Annotated in this window: 22 protein-coding genes and 2 tRNA genes; 6 read left to right on the forward strand and 18 right to left on the reverse strand. The window is 63.0% G+C overall.

Features of this window, described 5'->3' with window-relative positions; all coding sequences use genetic code 11:
* Positions 1–4: 4 nt before the first annotated feature.
* From rplU to CIMIT_RS12745, 5 genes are all read right to left on the reverse strand, one after another.
* Positions 5–310 (reverse strand): 50S ribosomal protein L21, encoded by a 306-nt coding sequence (rplU, locus tag CIMIT_RS09100; RefSeq protein ID WP_038592021.1) that lies wholly within the window; start codon positions 308–310, stop codon positions 5–7.
* A gap of 270 nt (positions 311–580) precedes the next feature.
* The gene (locus CIMIT_RS09105; protein WP_051904920.1) at positions 581–4,051 is read right to left on the reverse strand and encodes a translation initiation factor IF-2 N-terminal domain-containing protein; all 3,471 of its coding nucleotides are present in this window, start codon (positions 4,049–4,051) and stop codon (positions 581–583) included.
* Between the two features lie 171 nt (positions 4,052–4,222).
* Complete coding sequence (locus tag CIMIT_RS12190) at positions 4,223–4,822, reverse strand: TetR/AcrR family transcriptional regulator (RefSeq protein ID WP_051904921.1); 600 nt, start codon at positions 4,820–4,822, stop codon at positions 4,223–4,225.
* Between the two features lie 163 nt (positions 4,823–4,985).
* Positions 4,986–5,396: a nucleoside-diphosphate kinase gene (gene ndk, locus CIMIT_RS09115; RefSeq protein ID WP_038592025.1), complete on the reverse strand. Its 411-nt coding sequence runs from the start codon at positions 5,394–5,396 to the stop codon at positions 4,986–4,988.
* 14 nt (positions 5,397–5,410) lie between these two features.
* The gene (locus tag CIMIT_RS12745) at positions 5,411–5,716 is read right to left on the reverse strand and encodes a hypothetical protein (protein WP_038592028.1); all 306 of its coding nucleotides are present in this window, start codon (positions 5,714–5,716) and stop codon (positions 5,411–5,413) included.
* Between the two features lie 28 nt (positions 5,717–5,744).
* On the opposite strand from CIMIT_RS12745, the gene CIMIT_RS09125 reads away from it, so the two are divergent.
* A complete protein-coding gene (locus CIMIT_RS09125) occupies positions 5,745–7,205 on the forward strand; it encodes a class I adenylate-forming enzyme family protein (protein WP_158407428.1) in 1,461 nt (486 codons plus the stop codon).
* On the opposite strand, the gene CIMIT_RS09130 is transcribed toward CIMIT_RS09125, so the two are convergent.
* From CIMIT_RS09130 to CIMIT_RS09150, 5 genes are read right to left on the reverse strand one after another with little or no spacing between them, the layout of a single operon-like run.
* Positions 7,165–7,638, reverse strand: a complete 474-nt coding sequence (locus tag CIMIT_RS09130) for a DUF4233 domain-containing protein (RefSeq protein ID WP_038592032.1) — start codon at positions 7,636–7,638, stop codon at positions 7,165–7,167. The two genes, CIMIT_RS09125 and CIMIT_RS09130, sit on opposite strands and share 41 nt — an antisense overlap.
* 5 nt (positions 7,639–7,643) lie before the next feature.
* Positions 7,644–8,540 (reverse strand): ATP-grasp domain-containing protein, encoded by an 897-nt coding sequence (locus CIMIT_RS09135; RefSeq protein ID WP_038592035.1) that lies wholly within the window; start codon positions 8,538–8,540, stop codon positions 7,644–7,646.
* Positions 8,533–10,152, reverse strand: a complete 1,620-nt coding sequence (locus CIMIT_RS09140; RefSeq protein WP_051904923.1) for a bifunctional folylpolyglutamate synthase/dihydrofolate synthase — start codon at positions 10,150–10,152, stop codon at positions 8,533–8,535. Before CIMIT_RS09140 ends, CIMIT_RS09135 begins: the two co-directional genes overlap by 8 nt.
* A 9-nt stretch (positions 10,153–10,161) precedes the next feature.
* Entirely contained in the window at positions 10,162–12,903 is a 2,742-nt protein-coding gene (locus CIMIT_RS09145; protein WP_038592038.1) for a valine--tRNA ligase, read from the reverse strand.
* A 22-nt stretch (positions 12,904–12,925) separates the two neighbouring features.
* Entirely contained in the window at positions 12,926–13,900 is a 975-nt protein-coding gene (locus CIMIT_RS09150; protein ID WP_038592041.1) for a malate dehydrogenase, read from the reverse strand.
* Positions 13,901–14,158: 258 nt separating this feature from the next.
* Between CIMIT_RS09150 and CIMIT_RS09155 the strand changes: the two genes are divergently transcribed.
* Positions 14,159–14,929 carry a TetR/AcrR family transcriptional regulator gene (locus CIMIT_RS09155; protein ID WP_157727813.1) on the forward strand — a complete coding sequence of 257 codons (771 nt, stop codon included), beginning with the start codon at positions 14,159–14,161 and terminating at the stop codon, positions 14,927–14,929.
* Positions 14,930–14,936: 7 nt separating this feature from the next.
* Here the strand turns inward: CIMIT_RS09155 and clpX are convergent, their stop codons facing one another.
* Entirely contained in the window at positions 14,937–16,214 is a 1,278-nt protein-coding gene (gene clpX / locus CIMIT_RS09160; protein ID WP_038592044.1) for an ATP-dependent Clp protease ATP-binding subunit ClpX, read from the reverse strand.
* Positions 16,215–16,434: 220 nt separating this feature from the next.
* On the opposite strand from clpX, the gene CIMIT_RS09165 reads away from it, so the two are divergent.
* Positions 16,435–17,199 (forward strand): alpha/beta fold hydrolase, encoded by a 765-nt coding sequence (locus CIMIT_RS09165; protein ID WP_038592047.1) that lies wholly within the window; start codon positions 16,435–16,437, stop codon positions 17,197–17,199.
* 61 nt (positions 17,200–17,260) lie between these two features.
* A complete protein-coding gene (locus CIMIT_RS12615) occupies positions 17,261–17,869 on the forward strand; it encodes a hypothetical protein (protein ID WP_144311839.1) in 609 nt (202 codons plus the stop codon).
* Positions 17,870–17,950: 81 nt separating this feature from the next.
* Here the strand turns inward: CIMIT_RS12615 and CIMIT_RS09180 are convergent, their stop codons facing one another.
* The 4 genes from CIMIT_RS09180 to CIMIT_RS09195 all read right to left on the reverse strand — a co-directional run bounded on the left by CIMIT_RS09180 (position 17,951) and on the right by CIMIT_RS09195 (position 20,911).
* On the reverse strand, positions 17,951–18,571 hold the full coding sequence (locus CIMIT_RS09180) for an ATP-dependent Clp protease proteolytic subunit (protein ID WP_038592057.1): 621 nt from the start codon (positions 18,569–18,571) through the stop codon (positions 17,951–17,953).
* A gap of 34 nt (positions 18,572–18,605) precedes the next feature.
* Positions 18,606–19,196: an ATP-dependent Clp protease proteolytic subunit gene (locus CIMIT_RS09185; protein WP_038592060.1), complete on the reverse strand. Its 591-nt coding sequence runs from the start codon at positions 19,194–19,196 to the stop codon at positions 18,606–18,608.
* Between the two features lie 174 nt (positions 19,197–19,370).
* Positions 19,371–20,759, reverse strand: coding sequence for a trigger factor (tig, locus tag CIMIT_RS09190; protein WP_038592064.1), 1,389 nt, complete (start codon positions 20,757–20,759; stop codon positions 19,371–19,373).
* A gap of 78 nt (positions 20,760–20,837) precedes the next feature.
* Positions 20,838–20,911 (reverse strand) — tRNA-Pro (locus CIMIT_RS09195).
* Positions 20,912–21,062: 151 nt separating this feature from the next.
* Between CIMIT_RS09195 and CIMIT_RS12995 the strand changes: the two genes are divergently transcribed.
* Positions 21,063–21,218 (forward strand): hypothetical protein, encoded by a 156-nt coding sequence (locus CIMIT_RS12995; RefSeq protein ID WP_197697008.1) that lies wholly within the window; start codon positions 21,063–21,065, stop codon positions 21,216–21,218.
* Positions 21,219–21,435: 217 nt separating this feature from the next.
* Here the strand turns inward: CIMIT_RS12995 and CIMIT_RS12415 are convergent, their stop codons facing one another.
* The 3 genes from CIMIT_RS12415 to CIMIT_RS09200 all read right to left on the reverse strand — a co-directional run bounded on the left by CIMIT_RS12415 (position 21,436) and on the right by CIMIT_RS09200 (position 23,417).
* Entirely contained in the window at positions 21,436–22,203 is a 768-nt protein-coding gene (locus CIMIT_RS12415; RefSeq protein WP_157727814.1) for an endonuclease/exonuclease/phosphatase family protein, read from the reverse strand.
* Positions 22,204–22,499: 296 nt separating this feature from the next.
* On the reverse strand, positions 22,500–23,108 hold the full coding sequence (locus CIMIT_RS12620; RefSeq protein WP_144311840.1) for a DUF6973 domain-containing protein: 609 nt from the start codon (positions 23,106–23,108) through the stop codon (positions 22,500–22,502).
* 234 nt (positions 23,109–23,342) lie between these two features.
* Positions 23,343–23,417: transfer RNA gene (locus tag CIMIT_RS09200), tRNA-Gly, on the reverse strand.
* Positions 23,418–23,556: 139 nt separating this feature from the next.
* Here CIMIT_RS09200 and CIMIT_RS09205 point away from each other — a divergent pair.
* Positions 23,557–24,339 carry a hypothetical protein gene (locus tag CIMIT_RS09205; RefSeq protein WP_038594623.1) on the forward strand — a complete coding sequence of 261 codons (783 nt, stop codon included), beginning with the start codon at positions 23,557–23,559 and terminating at the stop codon, positions 24,337–24,339.
* Positions 24,340–24,384 lie beyond the last annotated feature (45 nt).

Here is a 24,384-nt window from a genome sequence, read left to right on the forward strand (position 1 = left end):
GGTCTTACTTGATGCCAGTGATCTTGACGGTGGTCAGCTGCTGACGGTGGCCCTGGCGGACCTTGTAGCCGGTCTTGTTCTTGTACTTAAGAATGTCGACCTTCTTGCCCTTGCCGTGCTCGACGATCTCGGCCTCAACGCTTACCTTGGCCAGTGCATCTGCGCCAGCGGTCACGTCAGCGCCATCTACGAGAAGGATCGGGGTGAGTGCAACCTTGTCGCCTGCTTCACCCTCCAGCTTCTCGACCTTTACGAGGTCGCCTTCGGCAACCTTGTACTGCTTGCCGCCGGTCTTGACGATCGCGTACATAGAGGGTTACCCCTTATCTCTACTCGCACGTCCTCCGGCATGCTTCGGTGGACGTATGGAACATTAACTTTCTGCGTTTCGGGGCCCGAAAGACCCGCCGTGCCCGCATGCGTAGGCAACGAGGCGGCACGCCCCAAAACAGCGACTGCCAAAGACTACACCGAAGTGGGGCGATTCTCCAAACTGCGATGGCTTTTAAAGAATCGCCTCACCATCCATCCCCCTCCAGAGACGTCTGACCGTCCTTGGCGAGGGATACGAGGCTCGGTGCTATGCGCCGCCGCCCTTGCGAGAAGCGCGGCGCCGGCCTCGACGCCCACCACCAGCGCGCTGCTTATTGCTGGCAACCGCTGCGGTCTTTTGCGCCTTCCTCCGAGCGGCTGCACTGCCATTCCCATTCTTCTTCTCGGTGTCACTCTTTTCAGTCGATGCCTGCGCCTCTGGCTGTGGCGTCGTGGAGCGCCGCACTGCGCGACGACGACGTCGACGCGCAGACGTGCCAGAACCACCCTTACCGCGGCTACTCCGGCGCTGCTGCTTGCTTACACCACTTTCGCTGCCCGCAGCGTCACCGTCAGTCGACGTGCCTGAGTGCTTGTCGCCATTCGGGGTTTCCTTGCGACGATCATCTGTCGTTGCCAGTTTCTCCTCGACGACAAAGTCTTCTCGCTGCGGACGACGATCCGAGCGCGAATTTCCGCGCGTTGGTCGCTTCCTACGGGGAGAGTCCTCGAACTCCTTGACCGCCTGCTCGTAGTCCTGCGTCGCGTCGCGCTCGTGGCGCGCTTCTATCCCAGCGCCCTTTTCGACGTCCTCCGTCTGCGGGGCCGAGTTCGAGCGAACAGCACGTCGCGCCCTGCCACCGCGCGTGCCGCGGGCTCTCCGTTTGTTGGGAGTCGTGCGGTCACCGGCGTTCTCCTGATCGCGACCACCGGTGTCAGCGCTGTCACCGCTCGTTGCGTTTTCAGAAGCATTCCCATCGTGCTTATCGCGCGATGAGTCCTCTTCGGTCTGCGCGTTTGATGGTGCGTCTTGCGCGGAGTCAGCAGCGTGTGCGTTGGCCCCATCACGTCCGCGTCCACGTCCTCGTCCGCCACCGCGACGGCCACGTCGCCGTGACGAGCTGGGCTTTTCAGATTGCTTCGTGCGCTGCGTGTCCTCCTGTGTATCCGCGTCGTCGTCCTCGATGACGACGGACCCAGCGAGTTCTTCAATATCTTCATCAGCCATCGGTGTGCTGTGGCTGTGGCTGTGCATCGCCTTTGCAGCGGGGTGCTCGCCGACAGGACGGCGCCTCCTAGGCTTGGCGTTTTGCGGCCTAGAGCCTTGCTCGTGCACCGGCATTTGCTCAACGGGGTCGTCAAGGAGGATGAGTCCTCTGCCTTCGCAACACTCGCAGGGCTCCGAGAAGGTCTCCAAGAGACCGGTCCCCAAGCGCTTCCGCGTCATTTGGACAAGCCCCAGTGACGTCACTTCCGACACCTGGTGGCGGGTTCGATCTCGCCCAAGTGCTTCCTTAAGGCGACGCAAGACCAGGTCCTGGTTTTCCGGCAGAATCATATCGATGAAGTCGATGACAATCATGCCGCCAATATCGCGCAGGCGAATCTGACGCACGATTTCTTCGGCTGCCTCAAGGTTATTCCGCGTCACCGTTTCTTCCAGTGATCCACCCGAGCCGGTGTACTTGCCGGTATTGACGTCAATGACTGTCAACGCCTCAGTGTGCTCGATGATCAACGTGCCGCCCGAGGGCAACCAGACCTTCTGCGAGAGTGCCTTGCGCAGCTGCTCGTCTACCCGATACAGCCCAAATGCATCTGCTGCCTTGTGCTTCTCCGTGCTGAACTTTTCAACCCTGTCCAGCAGATCTGGTGCGACCGACTCCACGTACGCGTGCACCATGTTGTACGGGCGCTTGCCGTCGATAATCAGCGAGGTGAAGTCCTCATTAAAGAGGTCCCGCACAACCTTCACGAGGAGATTCGGCTCTTCATAGAGCGTGACGGGCTGTGCACCCTTCGACTCGATTTCGCGCTCGGCGTGCTCCTGAATTGCTTCCCACTGCGTGTGGAGACGGCGCACATCTGCGGCGATGGCCTCCTCACTGGCCCCCTCAGCAGCAGTGCGAATGATCGCTCCTCCCGTACCCGGGACCACATTGTGCAGGATCTCCTTGAGGCGCTTGCGCTCAGGAGCTGGGAGCTTGCGAGAAATACCTGCGCTGCGCCCGCCGGGGACGTACACCAAGTATCGGCCGGCAAGCGAGATCTGGGTGGTCAAGCGAGCACCCTTGTGCCCGACTGGGTCTTTTGTTACCTGCACGACTACCTGGTCGCCGGACTTCAACGCGTGCTCGATGCGGCGTGAGCGCCCACCAAGCCCTGCGGATTTCCAGTCAATTTCACCGGCATAGATCACGCCGTTGCGTCCCTGCCCAATGTCGATAAAGGCAGCTTCCATGCTCGGTAGGACGTTTTGCACCCGGCCAAGGTAGATGTTGCCGATCAGTGTTGTCTGTTCATCGGAAGTGACAAAGTGCTCGACAAGCAGGCCATCTTCAAGCACACCGACCTGGGTGATGCGCCCGTGGCCATCGTGGCGCTCACGTTCGCGCACCACCATGGTGCGTTCCACCGATTCCCTGCGTGCCAAGAATTCAGCTTGGCTGACGATGCGGGAGCGCTTTCTGGCCTCTGCGCTCTTCTCGCTGCGCCGACGCCGCTTCGCCTCAAGACGTGCTGAGCCCTTGATCGCTTTCGGTTCTTCGATGAGTTCAGTGGCCTCCGAGTCACCAGCGTGCTCCGTGTGCCCAGCGTCCTGCGTTTGGGCGTCATGCGCAGCTCCCCGGCTTCGGTTGTTGCGTGTCCGCTGAGCAGATCCCCCACGACGGGATTGCGGGCGGGCTTGGCGCTCCTCGGTACTCGGCGAGGATTCTTCGTCACTGCGCTCTTCGTCTGCACGAGTTGCGGTATCGCTCGTCTGGGGACGGCTTGCACGACGGCGTTGACGGGATCGGGACGGTGCCTTAAAGATCGGTGCGTAGCCTGTCGCCGGCTCATCCTCAGGGACCGGGGTGACCTCGGGCTCGATGTTGGTCAGTGGACGTGCATCATCTGGTGCCGGTGTCGCAGATGGGTCAGCGGCCTCTTCGCCCTTGCCAGAGTCGTCTTCCCGCTGTGCTTCGGCACTGTCCTCGCTAGCCGGGGGAACTTGTGCAGCGTCGTCCTCTTTGCGCTCTTGCGCATCATCGTCGGCAGGCTTGCTGCGATCGCTCGCTTCGAGTTCGGCGTCTACTTTGTCCTCGATCTGGTGAATTTCGTTTTCCACGTCCTTGCGCACGCGGTGGCGAATCTTCTCATCAGCATCTGCCGCGGCTTCCTTCTTCGTGGCAGCCCGGCTTGCTTCACCCTGCGTACCATCGGCAGTAGAGGCTGCCAACGCGTCGAGGAGCTGCTCACTTTCAGCCTTAGTGAGCGAAGACTGTGCAACCTTGACAACCCCCATCTCAGAAAGCGCTACCACCAAATCCTTCGACGGTACGTCCAGCAACTTCGCAAGCTGGAAGACGCGCTGTTTCTCTTTCAGCTGTGAGCGGTCGAACGCGGCGTAGGGATTCTGCGGCTTCGATTTCGCCGCCCGCGCGCTTGTGCTTTTGCCTGATTTCCGTGTTGACTTCTTCGTGGTCTTTTTGGTTGTCCGGCGTTGCTTCTTCGGTGTGGTTTCCTCGTTCTGAGCCACGGGCCAATTCTCCTGTTATGCGTGATCCCGCGTGGTGGCACCGGGCGCTGGCACGATTGGTGCCGCCGCCGCACAGTTCCACGCTTTCCCGCGGGCAATGTATGAAAGCTTGACAGCGTCCGTGCCTAGTTAGCCACGACGCCTGCTCTCCATTGTGGCACAGCGGAGGATTTAATCGCGCGATGGTGACGCGTTGCGCTCTGCGAGCTCAATAAACTGGACGAGACCGTCGACTGCGGTTTCAACGACCGGCTTGTCCCAACTCGTCCCGACGAGCGCCGCACCTACGAGCGCACCAAGTGCCTGTCGGCCGTTTACCTGCGTGACTCCGGAGTATTCAAGCATCTGGTCAATGCACCGCACGGCTTCTTCGACTTGCCGCCGCACCATCCTCTGCAAGACTGCCCCTTCGCGACCAGCGTCAATGGTGACGGCGATAATGCTGCGCACTTGCTCCGGGTAACCGTTGGCGGTCAGGTTCAAGATGGCAAACGCGAGCGCTTCACGGTCCTCGCGGACCTTTGGATCAGCAAGCGCATCTTCAAGGATCTGGTTTTGCCGCGCGTGCACCCGCTCGAAGCAGGTCATGATGAGTTTTTCGCGGCTGTCAAAGTAGTAGCCGATTGACCCCACTGGCACGTCCGCTATCGCAGCGACCTGCCGGTGCGTGACTGCACGCATCCCCTCGGCGAGAAGAAGACGGACTGTTGCCTCATGAATTGCGTCGCGCTTCGTTCTCGCCCGCTGCTGCTGCACCTTCCGCTCGCTCACCAGTATTGTCCTTCCCTTGCAGCTCTTTAAACCGTTTTTCCTGTTTTTAGTTTAACAAGCTAAACCAAAGCAACTGTGTGCCATCACACAAATTTTTGGGTAGCACGAAAAACGCCACCCTCGCTGTTTGCACAGCGGGGTGGCGTGAAGCCTGACGAATCGGTTACTTGTTGGGGAACCAGATCGCGATCTCGCGCTCAGCGGATTCCGGGGAGTCGGAGCCGTGGACGACGTTTTCGCCAACGGTCAGTGCGAAATCACCGCGGATGGTACCCGGGGTGGCCTTTTCGACCGGGTGGGTGCCGCCGGCCAGCTGGCGCCATGCGGCAATGGCAGACTCGCCCTCAACGATGCCTGCGACCAGCGGTGCGGACGTGATGAAATCGACGAGCTCACCGAAGAACGGCTTGTCCTTGTGCTCTGCGTAGTGCTTCTCAGCGGTTTCACGGTCAGCGGTGCGCAGGTCCATCTCAACCAGCTTGAGGCCCTTGCGCTCGATGCGGGAAATGATTTCGCCGACGTGGCCGTTGGCAACACCGTCGGGCTTGATCAGAATCAGAGTGCGTTCAGTCATGGCCCAAACTTTACCTAAAGGTCGTCCACGATGCGCATTGCGTCAGCGCGTGTGGCATCTCGTTTCCACAGCTGCACCTGCCGCACCGCAGTTTCCGTATTTCCTTCTCGTTTCATGTTCGCGATGGTCTCGCGCTGGTCGCCGCTAAGCACAAGATCAGGTGCCGCGCGCAGCCGGTATTGCAGGACAAGCCACGTCACAAGCGCAAGTGACGCGCCAACGATGGCAAGCGGGCCAACCCAGGCAGGTAGGGAAAGCATCGCCGCACCCACGGCGAGTATGGACAGCACGGCGGCAATGACGAGGAGGACGTGGCGCATGTGTTTGAAGCTACTAAGCTTTTCGTCGATGTTCCAGCATGTGCCAATTCACCAGCTCGCTTTAGGCCATGGCCGCCCCGACGCGCCCGCTTTGACAGACCTCACCGCCGGTACGACCGTGACGTATGGCCAGTTGAGTGAGCTCGCAGCGAACGTTGCACATGTGTTGGCCCGCACTCCGCTGCCCGATCGATCCGTGCTCGCCGTCCAGTTGCCCAACTCTGTAGAGTTTGCCTCCGTTATTCTGGGGATTTCTCAGGCGGGAGCCACAACAAGTCTTATCGGGCCGCTGCTGCGCGACCACGAAGCGCAACACCTCGCAGAGCTTGCCGACGCGAACGTTGAGGTAGGGATCATCCGGATGGCTCAGGCACGCGCGCTGATTCAGGGCAAGGCACCGGAGGGTTGGCCGCCGCTGTCTTCTGCGGCACGCGTCGACGATGCAGCCACCGATCGCGGCGACGCTCTCGCGTTTATCCCCTTCTCGTCAGGCACGACGGGGCTGCAGAAGGCAGTCGGGTTGCCGGGGGCGTCGGTAAGCGCGAATATGGCGCAATTCGCGGCGGCGATCGCAAAAAGTGGCGTGGGCGAGCACACGCCAACAATGTCGCCCTTGCCGTTTTCCCACATCTACGGCCTGACCGCGCTGCTGCTCACGCCACTGATGCTCGGCCACCACATCGTTACGATGCAGCGCTTCGAACCCGCGCTGTTCTCACGCGCGCACCGGGACTATGACGTAAAGCTGACGTTCATCGCTCCCCCGCTTGCGCGCGTGCTCGCGACAGCACCACCGGAGGATTTCGCTGCGCTCGAGTTGATCATCAGCGGTGCCGACCGCCTGGATCCGGCGGTAGCCCGCGCTGTAGAGCAGCGCCTGGGTGCGAGTGTAATTCAGGGCTACGGGATGACGGAGACGTCGCCCGTGACGTTCGTTGGAGTGCGCGGTGAAACACCGCCCGACTCTGTCGGTTTCCCGCTGCCGGGCACGCGCTTTCGCCTTGGGACGCATGGCGAGCTTTCGGTTGCCGGCCCGCAGCTGATGCGCGGCTACCTTGGGCACGCCCCCATTGGCGAGTGGTTTGATACCGGCGACCTCGCACGGGTTGGCGAGCACGGCGAGCTCTACCTCGTCGGGCGCGCGAAAGACACCATCAAGTACAAGGGCTACCAGGTCGCCCCCGCGGAGCTCGAGGCGGTACTCACCCAGCATGAGGCGATTGCCGACGCCGCCGTGACCGAGTTCGACCTCAATGGCACGGAGGTCCCGCGCGCGTTCGTGGTCCGAACCCCGGGTGCCGCGCTGGACGAATCCGACGTCATCGACTTCGTTGCAGCCCACGTTGCGCCGTACAAGAAAGTGCGCGTAGTCGATTTCGTCGACGAGATCCCCCGCAGCGCCGCCGGAAAGATCCTGCGCACCACGCTGCGTGACTTGCCGCGTGCGTCTACCTTTCCGGGTCCTCCGCAGTGCCCAGATGCTGAGTGACCAGGTAGCCGGCCCGCATCCGCTGCAGCATTTCGGAGCGCAGCTTAATGATGAAGAACCATACGATGCCGAAGGTAATGCCCACCACGGTGACCGACCAGTGGATGAAGAATCCGAAGATGAGCGGCACCTGGAGCGCTAAGTCCACCCAGAGCATTCCCGGACGTTTTTGGAAGAACGCAGCGATGATGTGCGCAACCCCAATCACGGTCACGTAGACCCAATTGAAGGTGGTCCACAGCGCGCCTTCTTCAACCTTGAGGATTACGGTGAGGATGAGCAGGATGGTGATCGCTTCCATGATCAGCGTGCCTGCGAGCACGCCAGTCAACCCCTCCATCGGGTCTTTGACTGGCGTTTTCCCGGGGCCAAGCGGCCCCATTTCCGGTTCGCGGCGGAAGCGTGCGCGTCGGGGGGTGTTCTGGTCAGCCATGAGACTCATCGTATCCGTGTTGCGGGTTCGGCCATAACTGCTGCGAGCAGCTCGGCGACGTGACCGGCAACGTCGACGCCGGTGACTTCCGTGAGCGAGGCAAATTGTGCGTTCGAGTTCACCTCACCCACAAGCGGCGTTGCGGCATCCAGGAAGTCGACCGAACCGACCTCCAAGCCGAGGGCGTCCATCGCTGCGCGCGCCGTGTCCACGTACTCCGTCGGTGGGGTCCACGGCTCAGCACGCCCTCCACCGGTGATGTTGGCGCGGAAGTCTCCTCCCGTGCCGTAGCGGCGCATCGCGACGACGGGCTCGCGCCCCACCATGTAGATGCGCGCGTCACGGCCGTGGGAGGCGGCGATGTATTCCTCCACGATGACGGGCGCCGGGTACGCTGCGCGCAGAAACGCAATGAGTTCTGCGCGGTCTCGCACCAGCTCCACGCCCTGGCCCCACGATCCGACGGCGCGCTTGGCCACCGCAGGGTAGCCGAGTGATTCTTCAACGGCGCCCGAAAACGCACTTGCTGCCCACTCTTCGGGCTCGAGGTTTCGGTAGACGAGTGGCGCGGTGCAGGTCCGCGGGTGCGCGATGCCTGCCGCGCTGAGCACGGCGTGCGTGTAGGCCTTGTTGTCACAGGCCGCAATCGCGGCCGCGGAGTTGATCGCGCGCACGCCCGCGGCTTCGAGTTGGGCGACGGCCGCCACGTCCTTGTCCATAATCAGCGCCGCCCGCGGCAGACTTACGTCGCGCCCTGCGAGTTGCGCCAGCGCCTCGTCGGTACTGATGCGCTGCAAGTCCACCCCCAACGCGGACGCAGCGCGTATCAGCTCCGTGAACTGCCACTCGAACTTGTCCCAGTGCAGCCAACGGTTGGTGACCAGCCACGCGTGCTTAGCCATTGCCGCCTTGCGCGTCGGCGGTGAGGAAGGCGCGCGCGTCGCCGGCGGTGGCGACGGATCCGGTGATCATCACGCCCATGCCGTCCTCGTCGGCCTCCTCCGCGATCTCGCGGGCGAGTTCGATCGCCGCGGGCAAATGCGCTTCAACACGGACCCGGTCGTCGCCGAAGATTGCGTACGCGAGCTCGGCGAGTTCGTAAGCGTCCATGGCGCGCGGCGAGGAGTTCTGCGTGATCACGACTTCGCGCAGCTCCGGCTCGAGCGCCGTGAGCATGGCGGAGGCGTCCTTGTCGGCGAAGATCGACACCACGCCGACGAGACCCGCGTAGTTGAAGTCGCGGCGGAGTGCGGCGGCGAGGGTGCGTACGCCGTGGGGATTGTGCGCGGCGTCGACAAGCAGCACGGGCGCGGTGCCGAAGCGCTCGATGCGGCCCGGGACCCGCACGCGGTCGAAGCCTTCGCGGACGGCGTCGAGGTCGAGCGGGTGCTCGCGGGTGACCCCGAAGAAGGCCTCGACCGCGGCGAGCGCAAGTGACGCGTTGGCCGCCTGGTGCGCGCCGGCGAGCGGGAGGAAGATGTCGTTGTAGTCGCCGCCCAAGCCGCGCAGGTCAAGCTGCTGCCCGCCGACGGCCACCGTGGAGGCACCGACGCTGAACTCGCTACCCGCGCGCGCGACGATGGCGTCGACCTCCACCGCGCGCTCGAGTACCGCGCGCATCGCTTCCGGCTCCTGCTCGGCGACGACGGCGATGTTTTCCGCTGGCCCGAGTCCGTCAGCACCGCGAGCTTTGATGATCCCTGCCTTCTGGGCGGCGATCTCGGTCAGCGTGTCCCCGAGGAAGCCCTGGTGGTCGAGCCCGATCGGGGTAATTGCTGCGACGTCAGCGTCGGCGACGTTGGTCGCATCCCACGTCCCGCCCATGCCGACCTCAACCACGGCGACGTCGACAGGTGCGTCGGCAAACGCGACGTACGCCATCGCCACGAGCACCTCGAAGCGGCTCAGCGGGGTGGCGAATTTCGCGTCGACCAGCTGGAGATAGGGCGCGAGCTCGTCGTAAATCTCGGCGAGCCGCCCCGGTGCGATCTCAGTGCCGTCGATCTCGATCGTCTCGGTCACACGCGTCAGCTCGGGGCTCGTGAATAGGCCAACGCGGTGGCCGAGCGCGCGCAGCAGCGACGCGGTCATGCGCGCGGTCGACGTTTTCCCGTTCGTGCCCGCGACCTGGATCACCTTCAGTGTGCGCTCGGGTGAGCCAAGCAGGTCCAGCAGCATGGCGATCCGGTCCAGGCTCGGGTTCGGGTCGGTTGCCCCGGCGCGCGCGTCGAGCTCCGCGTTGAGCCGCTCGAGCGCGGCGTGGTCGAAGGGCTCCTCGCTGACGCTTGCTTCATCGCCCGCGAGCTCGCCAACGCGCACGCCGACGAGGTCCGCGAGATGCTTCAGCTCGCCGTCCTCCGGCTCCGGCTCGATGCGCTCCTGCTCGGTCCCGCCGAGGTTGAGCGTGATGCCGCTGTCGGTCATGGAGAGGCGGCCGAACTCAGTGTCGCGCTCCGGGTGCAGCTCGCCGTACGGTCCGCGTTCGCGGGGAGTGTCCTCGTCGTGCTCAGTCATACCCGCAGTCTACTTCTGCGGCAGCGCGTCGAGACGTGCGGTGACGCGCTCGAACTCTTCCTGCGCGACCTTCTGGCGCACCTTGATCTTCTCCACCACCTGCTCCGGCGCGTTCGCCAGGAACTGCTCGTTCGCCAGCTTGGCACCAGTGGTATCCAGCTCCTTTTGGGCTGCGGCGAGTTCCTTTTCCAGGCGCTTGCGCTCGGCGGCGACGTCGACGGTGCCGGAGGTGTCCAGCGCGACATCAAGGTTCGCCTTGCTCAGTCGCATTTCAATGCTTGCCGACGCCGCGAAGTCCTCCGCCGGTGCCTCAACCCGCGCAATCTGGCGCACCATGTCTTCCTGCGCGCCGAGGTCAGCGTAGGCGAAGTCCAGCTTCGCCGGCACTTTCTGCGAGGGCTTGACCCCCTGGTCGGCGCGGAAGCGGCGCAGCTCGGTGATCAGCTTGATGGAATCCTCGATGCGGCGGCGCGCCTCCAGGTCGGCCTCTGCCCCACCGTTGGTGTCGTCGGCGGTCGGCCACGCGGCGATCGTGACCGTCTCCTCGCCGGTGAGCGCCGTCCACAGCACCTCGGTGAGAAACGGCATGGTCGGGTGCAGCAGGCGCAGCAGGACGTCGAGGACGCGCCCCAGCACGATCTGTGTGGTGCGGCCGCGCTCCTTTTCTTCCGCTGACGCGTCAGCAGCAGCGCGCGGGATCTGCGTCTTCGCGATCTCGAGGTACCAGTCGCACAGTTCGTCCCACGCGAAGTGGTAGATGGCCTCGTTGGCCTTGGCGAACTGGTAGTCGTCCAGGTAAGCGTCCACGCGGGCGCGGAGTTCTTCGGCGCGGTCGAGGATCCAGCGGTCGGCGTCGGTGAGCGTGCCGCGCTCCGGCAGCTCGCCCACGGCCGCACCGTTCATCAGGGCGAACTTCGTCGCGTTGTACAGCTTGGTGGCGAAGTTGCGGGCGGCGACGGCGTGATCGTCGCCGATCGGCAGGTCCACGCCCGGGTTCGCGCCGCGGGCGAGGGCGAAGCGCAGTGCGTCCGCGCCGAAGCGCTCGACCCAGTCCATGGGGTCGATGCCGTTGCCCAAAGACTTCGACATCTTGCGACCCTTTTCGTCGCGCACCAGGCCGTGCAGGTACAGGTCCGTGAACGGGACCTGCGGGCGGCCGTCGGTACCTTCGCCGAGCACCTCGGGCGTGGTCTCGCCAGCAAAGGTGCCGAACATCATCATGCGCGCCACCCAGAAGAACAGGATGTCGTAGGCGGTCACCAGCACCGAAGTCGGGTAGAACTTCGCCAACTCCGGGGTCTTCTCCGGCCAGCCCATGGTGGAAAACGGCCACAGGGCGGAGGAGAACCAGGTGTCCAGCACGTCCGGGTCCTGCTCGTAGCCTGCCGGCGGCTCCTCGTCAGGTCCGACGCAAACCACGTCGCGCTCGCCCTTTTCGTCTTCCGGCCCGTACCAGATCGGGATGCGGTGGCCCCACCACAGCTGCCGCGAGATGGTCCAGTCGTGCATGTTGTCCACCCAGTCGAAGTAGCGCTTCTCCATCGACTCGGGGTGGATCTTCGTATCGCCGTTACGCACCGCGTCGCCCGACATCTGGGCGAGCTTGTCCACCTTGACAAACCACTGCAGGCTCAGGCGCGGCTCGATCGGTTCCCCGGAGCGCTCCGAGTGACCCACCGAGTGCACATACGGGCGCACTTCCTTAACGATGCGGCCCTGCTCGGCCAGCGCTTCACGCACGGCGACGCGTGCCTCTTCCCGCGGCATGCCGTCGAAGCGGGTGCCGGTGTTGGCGATGCGGCCCTGCTCGTCCATGATGATGGGCATGTCCAGGTCGTGGCGCAGGCCCATCTCGTAGTCGTTCGGGTCGTGCGCAGGCGTGATCTTCACCGCGCCGGTGCCGAGTTCCATGTCGACGTAGTCGTCGGCGATGACCTTCAGCTTCAGGTCGTCGCGCAGCGGGTGTGCGAACTCCTGGCCGATCAGGTGTGCGTAGCGCTCGTCGTCCGGGTGGACCGCGATGGCGACGTCGCCCAGCATCGTCTCGACGCGGGTGGTGGCGACGACGAGGTGCGGCTCGGCGTCGTCAAGCGAGCCGTAGCGGATAGAGACGAACTCACCCTCGACGTCCTTGTACACGACCTCAATGTCGGACACCGCGGTCTCAAGCACCGGCGACCAGTTCACCAGGCGGTAGTCGCGGTAAACCATGCCCGCGTCGTACAGCTGCTTGAAGATGGTCTGCACAGCCTTCGACAGGCCCTCATCCAAGGTGAAACGCTCTCGCGACCAGTCGACGGAGTCACCGATGGCTCGCATCTGCGTGGTAATCGTGCCGCCGTACTGCTCTTTCCACTCCCAGACGCGGTCGATAAACTCCTCGCGGCCGTAGTCGTAGCGGTCCTTGCCCTCCTCGGCCTTCAGTTTCGTCTCGACTTTGGTCTGGGTAGCGATGCCGGCGTGATCCATGCCCGGCAACCACAGCACCTCGTATCCCTGCATGCGCTTGCGGCGCACCAGGGAATCCATCAGCGTGTGGTCGAGGGCGTGGCCCATGTGCAGCTGACCGGTCACGTTCGGCGGCGGCAGCATGATGGAGTAGGCGGGCTTGTCCGAGCTGGGATCCGCCTCAAAGTACCCCTTGTCCACCCATCGCTGATAGATGGTCGACTCGTGGTCGCCGGGCTCCCAGCTCTTGGGCAGAGCGTCCGCGCGGTTGTTGCCTACTTGATCATTCCTCGCATCAGTCACGCTTGCCCATCATAGTCCCCGCTTAAAAGAGGCCGTCGGCCACTGCGGCTTCCTCGCGCAGGGCGGTGACGTTCGCGTCGATGCGCTGACGCTGGGCGTCGCTGATCTCGAGGCCGTCGACGAGCTCCCACTCGCCGCCCGCACCGGTCACCGGCACGCCAAAGACCAGGCCGGCGTCGATGCCGTATTCGCCTGTCGACGGCCGCGCCACCGTCGTCCAACGCCCCTCCGTGCCCTGCACCCAGTCCCGCATGTGATCCACCGCAGCGGATGCCGCGGACGCCGCGGAGGACTTGCCGCGGACCTCGATGATCTCGCCGCCGCGCTTGGCCACGCGCGGGATGAACTCGCCGGTGTACCAGTCCTGGTCCACCTTGTCAGCCAGCGGCTCGCCACCCACGGTGGCGTAGGTGATGTCCGGGAACTGCGTGTCGGAGTGGTTGCCCCACACCACCAGGCGCTCGAACGCCGTGGACGGAACCTCAAGCTTCTGCGACAGCATCGACGCCGCGCGGTTGTGGTCCAGGCGCATCAGCGCGTTGAAGCGATCCGCAGGCAGGTCCGGTGCCGCCTTGGCAGCGATGTAGGCGTTCGTATTGGCGGGGTTGCCCACCACGAGCACGCGGACGTCGTCAGCCGCGCCGTCGTTCAGCGCGCGACCCTGCTCGATGAAAATCTTGCCGTTGGCCGCGAGCATGTCAGCACGCGACTCGCCCTTGCCGCGCGGCTTCGCGCCGACCAGGAAGGCCGCATTCGCGCCCTCGAAAGCCTTGCGCTGATCGTCGGTCACGGTGATGTCGTTGACCAGCGGCATCGCGGAATCGTTGAGCTCCATCGCGGTGCCCTCGGCAGCACGGGCAGCGGCCGGGATTTCCAGCAGCGTGAGGTTGACCGGCTGCTCCTTACCAAAAACGTCACCTGCGGCGATGCGCCACAGCAGGGAGTATGCGATGTTGCCGGCAGCGCCGGTGACCACAACGTTGACAGGACTGGACATGATGGCTCCTTGCAAGTGTTCTTCTAGGCGCGCCGACGTTTCGCCGCCAGCGCTTCGATGGCACGGCCCCAAGTATAGGAACCATCAAGCATGAGCCGGTGGGTTCGCTCCCCCCGTTTGGGCGCTTTTCCGCAGGAAAATGTGGGCTTTTTCTTCAGGCTGGGACATTGGGGGTGCCAGTAGGGCACGATGGAGGCGTATGGCCGCAACGCGGCGACCGGCGTTTGCGCCAACCGGTTGGAGAGACAAGGAGACACTGTGACGCCGCTGCCTGAAAAGCACACCGCAGACGCTTCGACCCCGCCGCTCGACGCCCCCGCTGACGCCACAGTTGATGAGGTCGTGGCCACCGCGCTGCGCATGTTCGCGGACGCGGGCTTCCACGCCACGAAGCTGGAGGACATCGCGAAGGCGTCCGGCATGTCCAAGCGGAAAATCCACTACAACTTCGGCGACAAGAAAGGCCTGTATGCTCGCGCCGTGCTGCGCGCGCTGGAGCAGCTGCGCCCGCCGGAGTCCGTCCTCAACCGCTCCTACGCGGTGCCCGTCGAGGGCATGCGCCGCTTTATCGACGCCCTGTATATGGCCATCAAGGACCACCCGGACGCGGTCGTGATCCTGCTGCGCGAGCAGCTCGACCCGGCCCTCGAGGACGCAGACTCGCTCTTTTCCCAGCGGCCTGAGGACGTCGCCCTGCACTTGGAGCGCCTGCTGCTCATCGGCCAGGATTCGGGCGCGTTCCGTCCCGGCATCTCCGCCGACGACGTACTTTTGCTGCTGATTTCGCTTTGCTTCTTCCCCGCCGGGGTGGGCGATGTCGCCCAGGGCCTGCGGGGCGTGGACTTCCGCTCGGAGCGCAACGTCACGGGGATGCGCCGCATGGTTATCGACACCGTGATCGCGTTTCTGACCACGAGCATTTCGCCCTCCGGCTACGACAGCTACCTGGAGGCTACCCCGCCGACGCCTGCTGAGGACTCCTCGGACAACCACGACTACCTCAGCGAGCCCGAGGGCGGGATCTACTAGCCAGAGACTACGCCGAGCGCTTCTCGTCGGCGCTCAAGTACTCGGGCTCGGCCTCGCCACGCACCACCGCGCCGTCGATGATGACCTGGGAGACGCCCTCCCGGTCAGGCAGTTCGTACATGACCGGCACGAGCAGCTCCTCCATGATGCCGCGCAGACCACGGGCACCGGTTTTGCGCTCTGCGGCTTTGTCGGCGATGAGTCCCAGCGCGTCGTCGCTAAGCACGAGCTCCGCGCCGTCCATGGCGAACAGGCGCTCGTACTGCTTGACCAGGGAGTTCTTCGGCTCGGTGAGCACGCGCACCATCGCTTCGCGGTCGAGGTCTTCGACAGTGGCGATCACGGGCAGGCGGCCGATGAACTCGGGGATCAGGCCGAACTTGACCAGGTCGCCGGGCTGCACGCTGGCCAGCAGGTTCGCCTCGTCGCGCTCATCCTTGGAGTCAATCTCGGCGCCGAAGCCGATGCCCTTCTTGCCCACGCGCTCCGCGATGACCTTGTCCAGGCCCGCGAACGCGCCGGCGACGATGAACAGGATGTTCGTCGTGTCCAGCTGGATGAACTCCTGGTTTGGGTGCTTGCGACCGCCCTGCGGGGGCACGGAGGCGACGGTCCCCTCCAGGATCTTCAGCAGCGCCTGCTGCACGCCTTCGCCGGAGACGTCGCGAGTAATCGAGGGGTTTTCCGACTTCCGCGAAATCTTGTCCACCTCGTCGACGTAGATGATGCCGGTCTGGGCCCGATTGACGTCAAAATCGGCGGCCTGCAGCAGCTTCAGCAGGATGTTCTCCACGTCCTCGCCCACGTAGCCGGCCTCCGTCAGGCTGGTCGCGTCCGCGATGGCGAAAGGCACGTTCAGCATTCGCGCCAGCGTCTGCGCCAGGTAGGTCTTGCCGGAACCGGTCGGGCCGAGCAGCAAGATGTTGGACTTGGAGATCTCCACGTCGTCTTCGCGGCGGCGCGCAGGCGAGACCAGTGTGTCCGCCTTGATGCGCTTGTAGTGGTTGTACACCGCGACCGCCAGCGTGCGCTTGGCCTGATCCTGGCCGATCACGTACTGGTCCAAAAACGCGGTGATCTCGGACGGGCGCGGCAGCCGCTCGGACTCGCCCGCCTGGTTCTGCTGCGAGCCTGCGAGCTCCTCCTCGATGATCTCGTTGCACAGCTCGATGCACTCGTCGCAGATGTACACTCCGCCGCCCGCGATGAGCTTGCGCACCTGCTTCTGGCTCTTGCCACAAAATGAGCACTTGAGCAGATCCGAGCTGTCGTGTGTTCCTGCCATGTGAGCTGTCTTCTCCTGAGTTCCTACGATGCACAGTCCGTGGCTGCCTGGCGGCACGCACCCCGGGCCACGGACGGGGTTGAAAGGATGAACCCCAAGTGTAGTTGCTGCGTCAAACCGGCGACGTACAGGCGCGCATGGAAGCGCCCGCTCCCCACCACGCTCTATTTTCACGCACAATGGGGCCTGAGGAGATCACCCCAACATCGAAGGAGCCGCAATGACCAACCTGCACGTCACCGAGCACGGCAACAGCAGCGCCCCCGCCGTCGTGCTGCTCAGTTCCATCGGCACCACGCACGAGGCGTGGGCTAAGCAGATCCCTGCCCTCGCGGAGCACTTCCGCGTGGTCACGGTGGATCACCGCGGCCACGGGCGCTCAGAAGCGGCGCGCGTCGCCCCGGGGACGACCACGATGGATACGCTTGCCGCCGATATCCTCCAGGCCCTAGACCAGGTCGGCGTCAACCGCTTCCGCGTCGTCGGCCTGTCGCTCGGCGGGGCGCTTGCCCAGTACCTCGCCGCGAAAAGCGGGCGGGTGGAAAAGGCCGTGTTCGCCTGCACCGCGACCTACCTCGGGGGTGAGGAGAAGTGGCGCGAGCGCTCTGCAATCGCCCGCGAGCAGGGCATGGGTGCCTTGGCGGACGGGATGATGGAGAACTGGTTCACCGAGGGCTTCCGCGCACAACACCCCGATGAGGTGCGCCGCTTGCGCGACATGGTCGCTGGCATCGACGGCGAGGCCTATGCACAAAACGGCGACGCGCTCGCCGGCTGGGATTTCGCCGGGGAACTGGCCGCAATCACGTGCCCGGTACTCACCATTGCAGGCGCTCAGGACCCGTCGACCACGCCCGCTGAACTCGCGCGCATTGCCGAGGGCGTGACGGGGCCGGTGCAGCAGGTCGTGATCGATCCCGGCTCTCACCAAGTGGCCATCGAGCGACCGGAGGAATTCAACCGGGCCTTGACACAGTTCCTCTAAGCCCGATCGGCTACGCTAGTAGCGTTATCCACTCGTGAGGGAGCCCGAAAGGAACAGCGAAGTGAAACGCAACCGCACCCAGTCCCTTCTCGTCGCCGTTATCGCCACGGTGGCGCTCGCGGGCTGCGCTGCGTCCGCCGAGGAAGAGGCGCGGTTGGCCGAGCCGGTGATTGACTTCCCGGCGACCAGCACGACGGCTACCCCCACGACGGAAAGCTCGCCGACAACTACCGCGAGCGACGACGAGGACGAAGACGAGACAGAAACCTCCTCATCGAAGACATCGTCTTCGTCGAAGAAGACGTCCACGGAGACGTCGACAAGCAAGTCCACTTCGACGCGGAAGACCAGCACCCGCAGGTCCCCGCGCGAGGAGGTGCGCGAGCAGGTCATCACAGAGACGATCGCGGTGGACGATGGCTCCAACGGCTGTGCCTGGCCCGAACAGGGCGCAGGCAGCGGCAACCAGGAGTACAGCACCTTCTGCGACGGCGCGTGGGCACGGACCGTCATGCCGGATACCGGGCAGGAGTACTTCTGGGCGTCGAAGGACGGCGGCTGGGTCAGTGTCGACCCGCACGGCACGAACGAGAACGGCGCGTGCTGGGCGCGCGAGGACTTCGCACAGGCACCTGCCGCGGTGAAGAACGCGGTACCGTTCTGTAACTAGGTCTGGAACCCGGCCCCGCAAGACACGCAAAAAGCGCCGCTCCCGCGAAACGCAGGGGCGGCGCTTTTCGCGCTCCGCTATTTAGGCGTTGAGCTTGCGGTAATCAAAGACCTGGTCGATGATCCCGTACTCGACGGCTTCTGCCGCAGTGAGGATCTTGTCGCGGTCGGTATCCTCGCGGACCTGCTCAGAGGTGCGGCCGGTGTGGTGGGACAGGGTGTCCTCCATCAGGCGGCGCATGCGCTCGATCTCGTTTGCCTGGATCTCCAGGTCAGAGACCTGCCCCTGGGTACCCTGGGTGGCAGGCTGGTGGATGAGCACGCGCGAGTTCGGCAGCGCGGCGCGCTTGCCCGGGGCACCAGCGGCGAGGATGACGGCCGCGGCGGACGCGGCCTGGCCGAGGCAGACCGTCTGCACGTCCGGGCGGACGTACTGCATGGTGTCGTAGATCGCCATGAGCGCAGTGAAAGAGCCGCCGGGCGAGTTGATGTACATGGTGATGTCGCGGTCCGGGTCCTGCGACTCCAGCACAAGCAGCTGCGCCATGATGTCGTTGGCGGAGGTGTCATCGACCTGGGTGCCGAGGAAGACGATGCGCTCCTCGAAGAGCTTGCCGTAAGGGTCGATCTGCTTGGTGCCGAAGGAGGTCTCCTCCAAGAACTGCGGCAGGACGTAGCGAGAGTTCGGCATCTGGAAAGTCATGTATTAAGTCCTTTGCGTATGTAGGTGTTCCGGGTTAGTTGCCTACTGGGCCGTCGGTCTGCGCGACGTGCTCGATGACGTGGTCAACGATGCCGTATTCCTTTGCCTGCTGGGCGGTGAACCAACGGTCGCGGTCCGAGTCCTTGGTGATCTGCTCAAAGGTCTGGCCGGTGTGTTCGGCGATCAGCTCGGCCATCTCGCGCTTGGTCTGCGCAAACTGCTCGGCTTGGATCGCGATATCAGCTGCGGTGCCGCCAACGCCTGCAGACGGCTGGTGCATCATGATGCGGGCGTGTGGCAGCGCGTAGCGCTTGCCCTTCGTGCCACCAGAGAGCAGGAACTGGCCCATGGAAGCGGCCAGGCCCATGCCGTAGGTGGCCACGTCGCACGGGGAGTACTTCATCGTGTCGTAGATCGCCATGCCCGCGGTCACCGAGCCGCCGGGCGAGTTGATGTAGAGGGAGATGTCGCGGTTCGGATCCTCCGCGGACAGAAGCAGGATCTGCGCGCAGAGCTTGTTCGCAATCTCGTCGTCGACCTGCTGGCCGAGGAAGATGATGCGTTCGCGCAGCAGACGCTCGTAGACGGAGTCCCCGAGGTTCATGCCGTTGGTTGGCGATGTCATATGACGCTCCTTGAAGTCTAATTTCGTGTTGTAATGCCCCTACCCTACTCGGGGCAGGTCCATTTGTGGCCCCTGTTCGCTACCGGCGTACACGCTTCCAAGCATGCAAAAAGCCACCGCCTATGCAAAGGCAGTGGCTTTTGGCTTTTGCTTATCGACGCCTACCGCACCGGCCTACTTCTCTTCAGCCTCGGCCTCGGTGTTCGCCTCAGCCTCGACAGCCTCGACCTCTTCGTCCTCTTCGATCTCGCCGAAGTAGTCGTTCGGGTCAACGGAGTTGCCCTTGTCGTCGGTCACGGTGGTCAGGCAGATCGCGCCAGCGAGTGCCTTGCCGCGGCGCACGTCTGCGAACAGGTTGCCGATCTGGCCGGACTGCTGCAGCTGGGCCACGAACTGGTTCGGGTCCATGCCGTAGGACTGTGCGGTGAACAGGATGTGGTCGGTCAGCTCCTGCTGGGAGACCTCAGGCTGCTCCTGCTCCGCAACCGCGTCGAGGAAGAGCTGGGTGCGCACAGACTCCTCGGCCTGCTCGCGGGACTTCTTGTCGAACTCCTCGCGGGTCGTGCCCTGCGCCTCGAGCAGCTGCGCCAGTGCAGCCTCGTCGTGCGCCATCTGGCCGAGCAGCTGGTGCAGCTGGTTGTGCACCTGCTCTTCCACAACGGACTCCGGCAGCTCGAACTTCACCTCTGCGAGCGCGGCCTTGAGCACCTCGTCGCGGATGTTCGCGGCCTGCTCCGCCTTGGTGTTCTCCTCCAGTTCGGACTTGGTTGCCTCGCGCAGCTCCTCGACCGTGTCGTACGCGGATGCTTCCTGCACGAAGTCGTCGTCGAGATCCGGCAGCTTGCGCTCCTTGGACTGCTGGACGTGGACCTTGAAGGTGGCCTCCTTGTCCTTGTGCTCGCCCTGCTGGATGGTGGAGGTGAACTCGTTGTCCTCGCCGGTCTTCATGCCGCGAAGCGCGGTGTCCAGGCCCTTGATCAGGTCGTCGCCGCCGATCTGGTAGGTCAGGCCCTCGGTAGAAGCCTCCTCGACCTTCTCGCCGTCAACGATTGCCTCGATGTCGATGATGGCGAAGTCGTCGGTCTTCATCTTGCGCTTGGTGTCCTTGAGCTCACCGAAGCGGGAGCGCAGGTTGTCCAGCTCAGCGTCGACTGCCTCGTCGTCGATCTCGATGGCCGGAACAGTGACAGCAATCTTGGAGAAGTCCGGGACCTCAATCTCCGGGCGCACGTCGACCTCAGCCACGAACTCGACGACGTCGTTGTCCTCGATCTTGGTGATCTCGATCTCAGGCTGCGCGAGCGGAGTCAGCTCATTCTCGTTGATGGCCTGCTCGTAACGCTGCGGCACCATGTCGTTGACAACCTGCTCCAGGATCGGGCCGCGGCCGAAGCGTGCGTCGATAAGCTGGCGCGGAGCCTTGCCGCGACGGAAGCCCGGGATGTTGACCTGCTGGGCGATGGACTTGTACGCCTGGTCAATCTCCTTCCCGAGCTCGTCGAAGGGGACGCTCACATTGAGCTTCACGCGGGTCTCGCTGAGCTTCTCGACGGAAGTCTTCACGGATAACTCCTGTACTAGTTGATTGCAAAATATGTCTATGTGCAGCAAGCCCGCTCACGAGGAGCGGGCTTGCCTTTGTCGGGGCGACAGGATTTGAACCTGCGACCCCCTGCTCCCAAAGCAGGTGCGCTACCAAGCTGCGCCACGCCCCGCAATTTCACGACGTGAGCTGCGATAAAGCGAAGTGTTGGGGCACTCCACAAACTCACGCCAAGCAATTGTAGCGTGCAGCACGGATAATACAGAATTCAGCCCCACGAAACGGCCCCGGCGGAGCGCGCACTTTTCGCTGATGACTGTTTTATGGAGCAGCCTGGAGGCGGGTTTGCCGGCTTCGAGCCTGTCCTTGAGGGGATCGGGTTTCGCGCCGGCGCGGACGCGTCTGCCGCCGCGGTTGGTGCCGTCCTTGGCCACGTGCCCACCTCCTTCCTGGGTTTGATAGGTCAATCCGGGTTTTGATTCGGGATTTTTGCGCGCGGAGAGCCTAGCCCGCCAGTCCATAGCCTAGGCGCTAAGGATTTCATGCCCCCCTACGGCGCCTGTAAGCCGCGCAGGGCGTCGAACGGAAAAACGACTCAAACCGCCACCGAGAATCTAAGGCGCTCAGAATCGCTTACAGCGCGTTTTATGCTGCGGAAATGATGAGAAGCATCAACTCTAAGCAGTGCTAAAACACTCATTGAACGGCTACTTGAGTTTTGTAAGCGAGGTGATCGGAGTAACCAATCTGCTGCACTTGACAGGAGTGGGCTGTTATTCCTTGTGTTACGAAGATATGGTCGATGGGTGATCTTAAGAGGTTGGGCGCACCAGCTGGCCACGTACCAATGGGGGTGGTTGAACAGAGCTCTTGCGAATCAATAAGCCTGCCACTAGTGGCAAGAGGACCGTGGCGAAGAGTGGCGTTAAAGTCGCCCGCGATTATAAGCGGTTTTTGTATCGAGTTACCAAACTCAACGACACGATTGATGTCATCCCGCCACTGATTCATAAGTCTAGGCAACGGTGGTGCTGTATGTAGCCCTAGAATCACAGGAAGCCGAGCATCGTCAAACTCGATGGCAACTGTTCCGAATGATGTTACCGGGCCTCGTGTAAAGTGCGCTGCTCCAAGCCTTTTATGCACTACGACTGACGTGGGGGCGATTTGCCCTGTATAAGTGTTCGGAAGGCCATCATTACGAGTTTCAAAGAGCTGGCCGTCATAGTTTGACGTTTCTATCGCCTCACGAAGCTCATAGCCGGACGTTTCGGGCAAAACAATGATGTCGGGATTCCATGTACTGACAAGTTGTTGGAAATCGCTGGTGGTCAGCATTGATCCCGTATTAAACGTAACGACCGTCAGGCTCCCCTCTGCAACGGTGGAATGTTGTTGGCCGCTGACCTGATGTGGGATGCCATTCGGTGCGAACAAAAATCCTGCTCCCGCGACAATCCACACCAAACAAGAAGTTAGGGCAAGTCTTGACCATCGCCTCCACCAACCGACACCGGTAGCACACCCGCCAAGGAGTAGTATCACCAGCCCCAGTGCTTGCGGGAAGGCTAACACCTGAGCGAAGGGAAGGTAGACGCTCAACGATCTGGCAACCCCAAACTGTGGGAATAGCCCCACAATACAGGAAAGGCAACCCAACACAGTCCCGCAAACAAGCAGAGCCTTACGCCAGAGTAATCCCTTAGAACCACTCTGGTGCAAGGCTTCCCGATTATCACGACTCATGGGACTCTGGTCAGCTACCGTAACGTCACCAACCAGTTGTTGCGTGCAAGCCATTCACAACGGTTGGAGGCGCTATCATAGGTGCGATAGCTTTGACCAACTGATCGACCAGTTGCGCTGTTAGCGAGATCCATCTCCTTATCACGGCCAGAAGATCCAGCTTCATGGCGATCACCGAACCCCTGAGCTTCTCCCGCGCCCATGTCGATGGTCATTCTGGCACTCCAATAGCAGTGGCGGTAAGCGTCACCTTTACCCTGATTCGGAGAATCCCTGTCGAACTTGGCCTGGGATCTTGCAAGTGCATTATCTGCTGCCGATTTAGCGGATGCGCATTTACCCCAGTTCCCGGGTTGCGCGCAGAACCTAGCTTCTGCACCGTTCAGCCCACCAGGGTAGTATCCGTAAGTTTTGAACTCATCCGGTCGGACGGGTTGCGACTCGCCGACGTCAAGAGCGTCAAGACTGAACCCCTGAAGCTGGTCTGTGGTCAAGTAGTGACTTACTGAAGTGAGCTGTGTGTTGGCATCTTGTGTTTCTTCAGTCCATGCTGGTGTTGTGCCGAGGCCGAACGTGAGGGCCAAGGCGGTGATGACAATTGAAGCTCGGAGTGTGCGTTTCAAGGTAGGCCCCTTTGCTTGAGATTGCACGATGACAAAACATTAATACAGTGTCTGTCAGATCACAACCCTATTGACAATATGTGGCGAGCCACACTTTGCTAATACGTGTAGACGCGTGGGGCTTGCCGCCACCGGTCACCCCGAACCGGCAAAACCCCGCCAGAACAGCGAAAACGCCACCCCAGATACGTCCCGGCCGGGCCAGGATTCTTTGTATCCAGAGTGACGTTCTTATGGAGGGAATGACGGGAATCGAACCCGCGTCTTCAGCTTGGAAGGCTGAGGTATTAGCCACTATACGACATTCCCAGTCGCGCAAAACGCTACCGGAAAAGTGTAGCTTAAGCGTGACACGCATTCCAAACTCGCCCCAAGCGGAACTTTTACTGCCCTTAATACGTTGGTCTGGGTAAGCAACGAAAGATAGCTAATCAAGAACGTGGGGTTCATGTTGTCGCTGATTCTTGTCCTCGCCGTGGTCGGTGTGGGCGCATATTTACTGAGCAGTAGTGGGAGTAACCGCAAGCAGCTTGACCAGCAGCAGCTGGATGATGCTGTGGCGGACGCGAAACGGTGGACAGACCGTTTGGGCTCACAGGTGCTGAGCCTAAGTGGCAGTGACGCAGCGTCGTCGCAGGCGTTAGCCGATGCTTCTGAGCGCTTCAATGCGGCAAACTCCGCGCTGGGAACTGCGCAGACGGTCAAGCAGGCGCAGCTGGCGCGCGAGTCGGCGCTGGAGGGCCTGTATTACGTCAACGCCGCCCGCGAGCTAATGGGCATGCCCGCGGGCCCTGCGCTGCCTGAGCTGGAGGGCCAACGCGGTGCGGGACGCGTGACCGAGGAGCGCACGGTCCGTCAGGAAGACGGCACGACGGTCACGGCCTCGCCTCACGCAACACCGGCCACGCCGCACTACTACCCCGGCGGCGCAGTGGCGGGCCGGCCGGTGCCGGCTGGCTGGTACTCGTCCGCATGGTGGGGCCCGGCAATGATGACTGGCGTGTGGGCGGCAAGCTCCATGATGTTTTATTCAGCCATGTTCGCGGGCATGGCGGGCACCCCCTCGGCGGATACATTTGCGGCCGGAGACTTCTCCGGCGGGGACGTCGGAGACGCTGGTGGGGACTTCGCCGCTGGTGACATGGGCGACGCGGCTGGTGGGGATGCCGGTGGCGGCCTGTTCGACGGCGGTGGCTTTGACTTTGGGGATTTTGGCGGCTTTGACCTGTGACGGGGCGTCGATAAGCACAGGCGAGAGCGCGCGCGATAGACTGCA

It is taken from the genome of Corynebacterium imitans, assembly GCF_000739455.1.
Taxonomy (GTDB): domain Bacteria; phylum Actinomycetota; class Actinomycetes; order Mycobacteriales; family Mycobacteriaceae; genus Corynebacterium; species Corynebacterium imitans.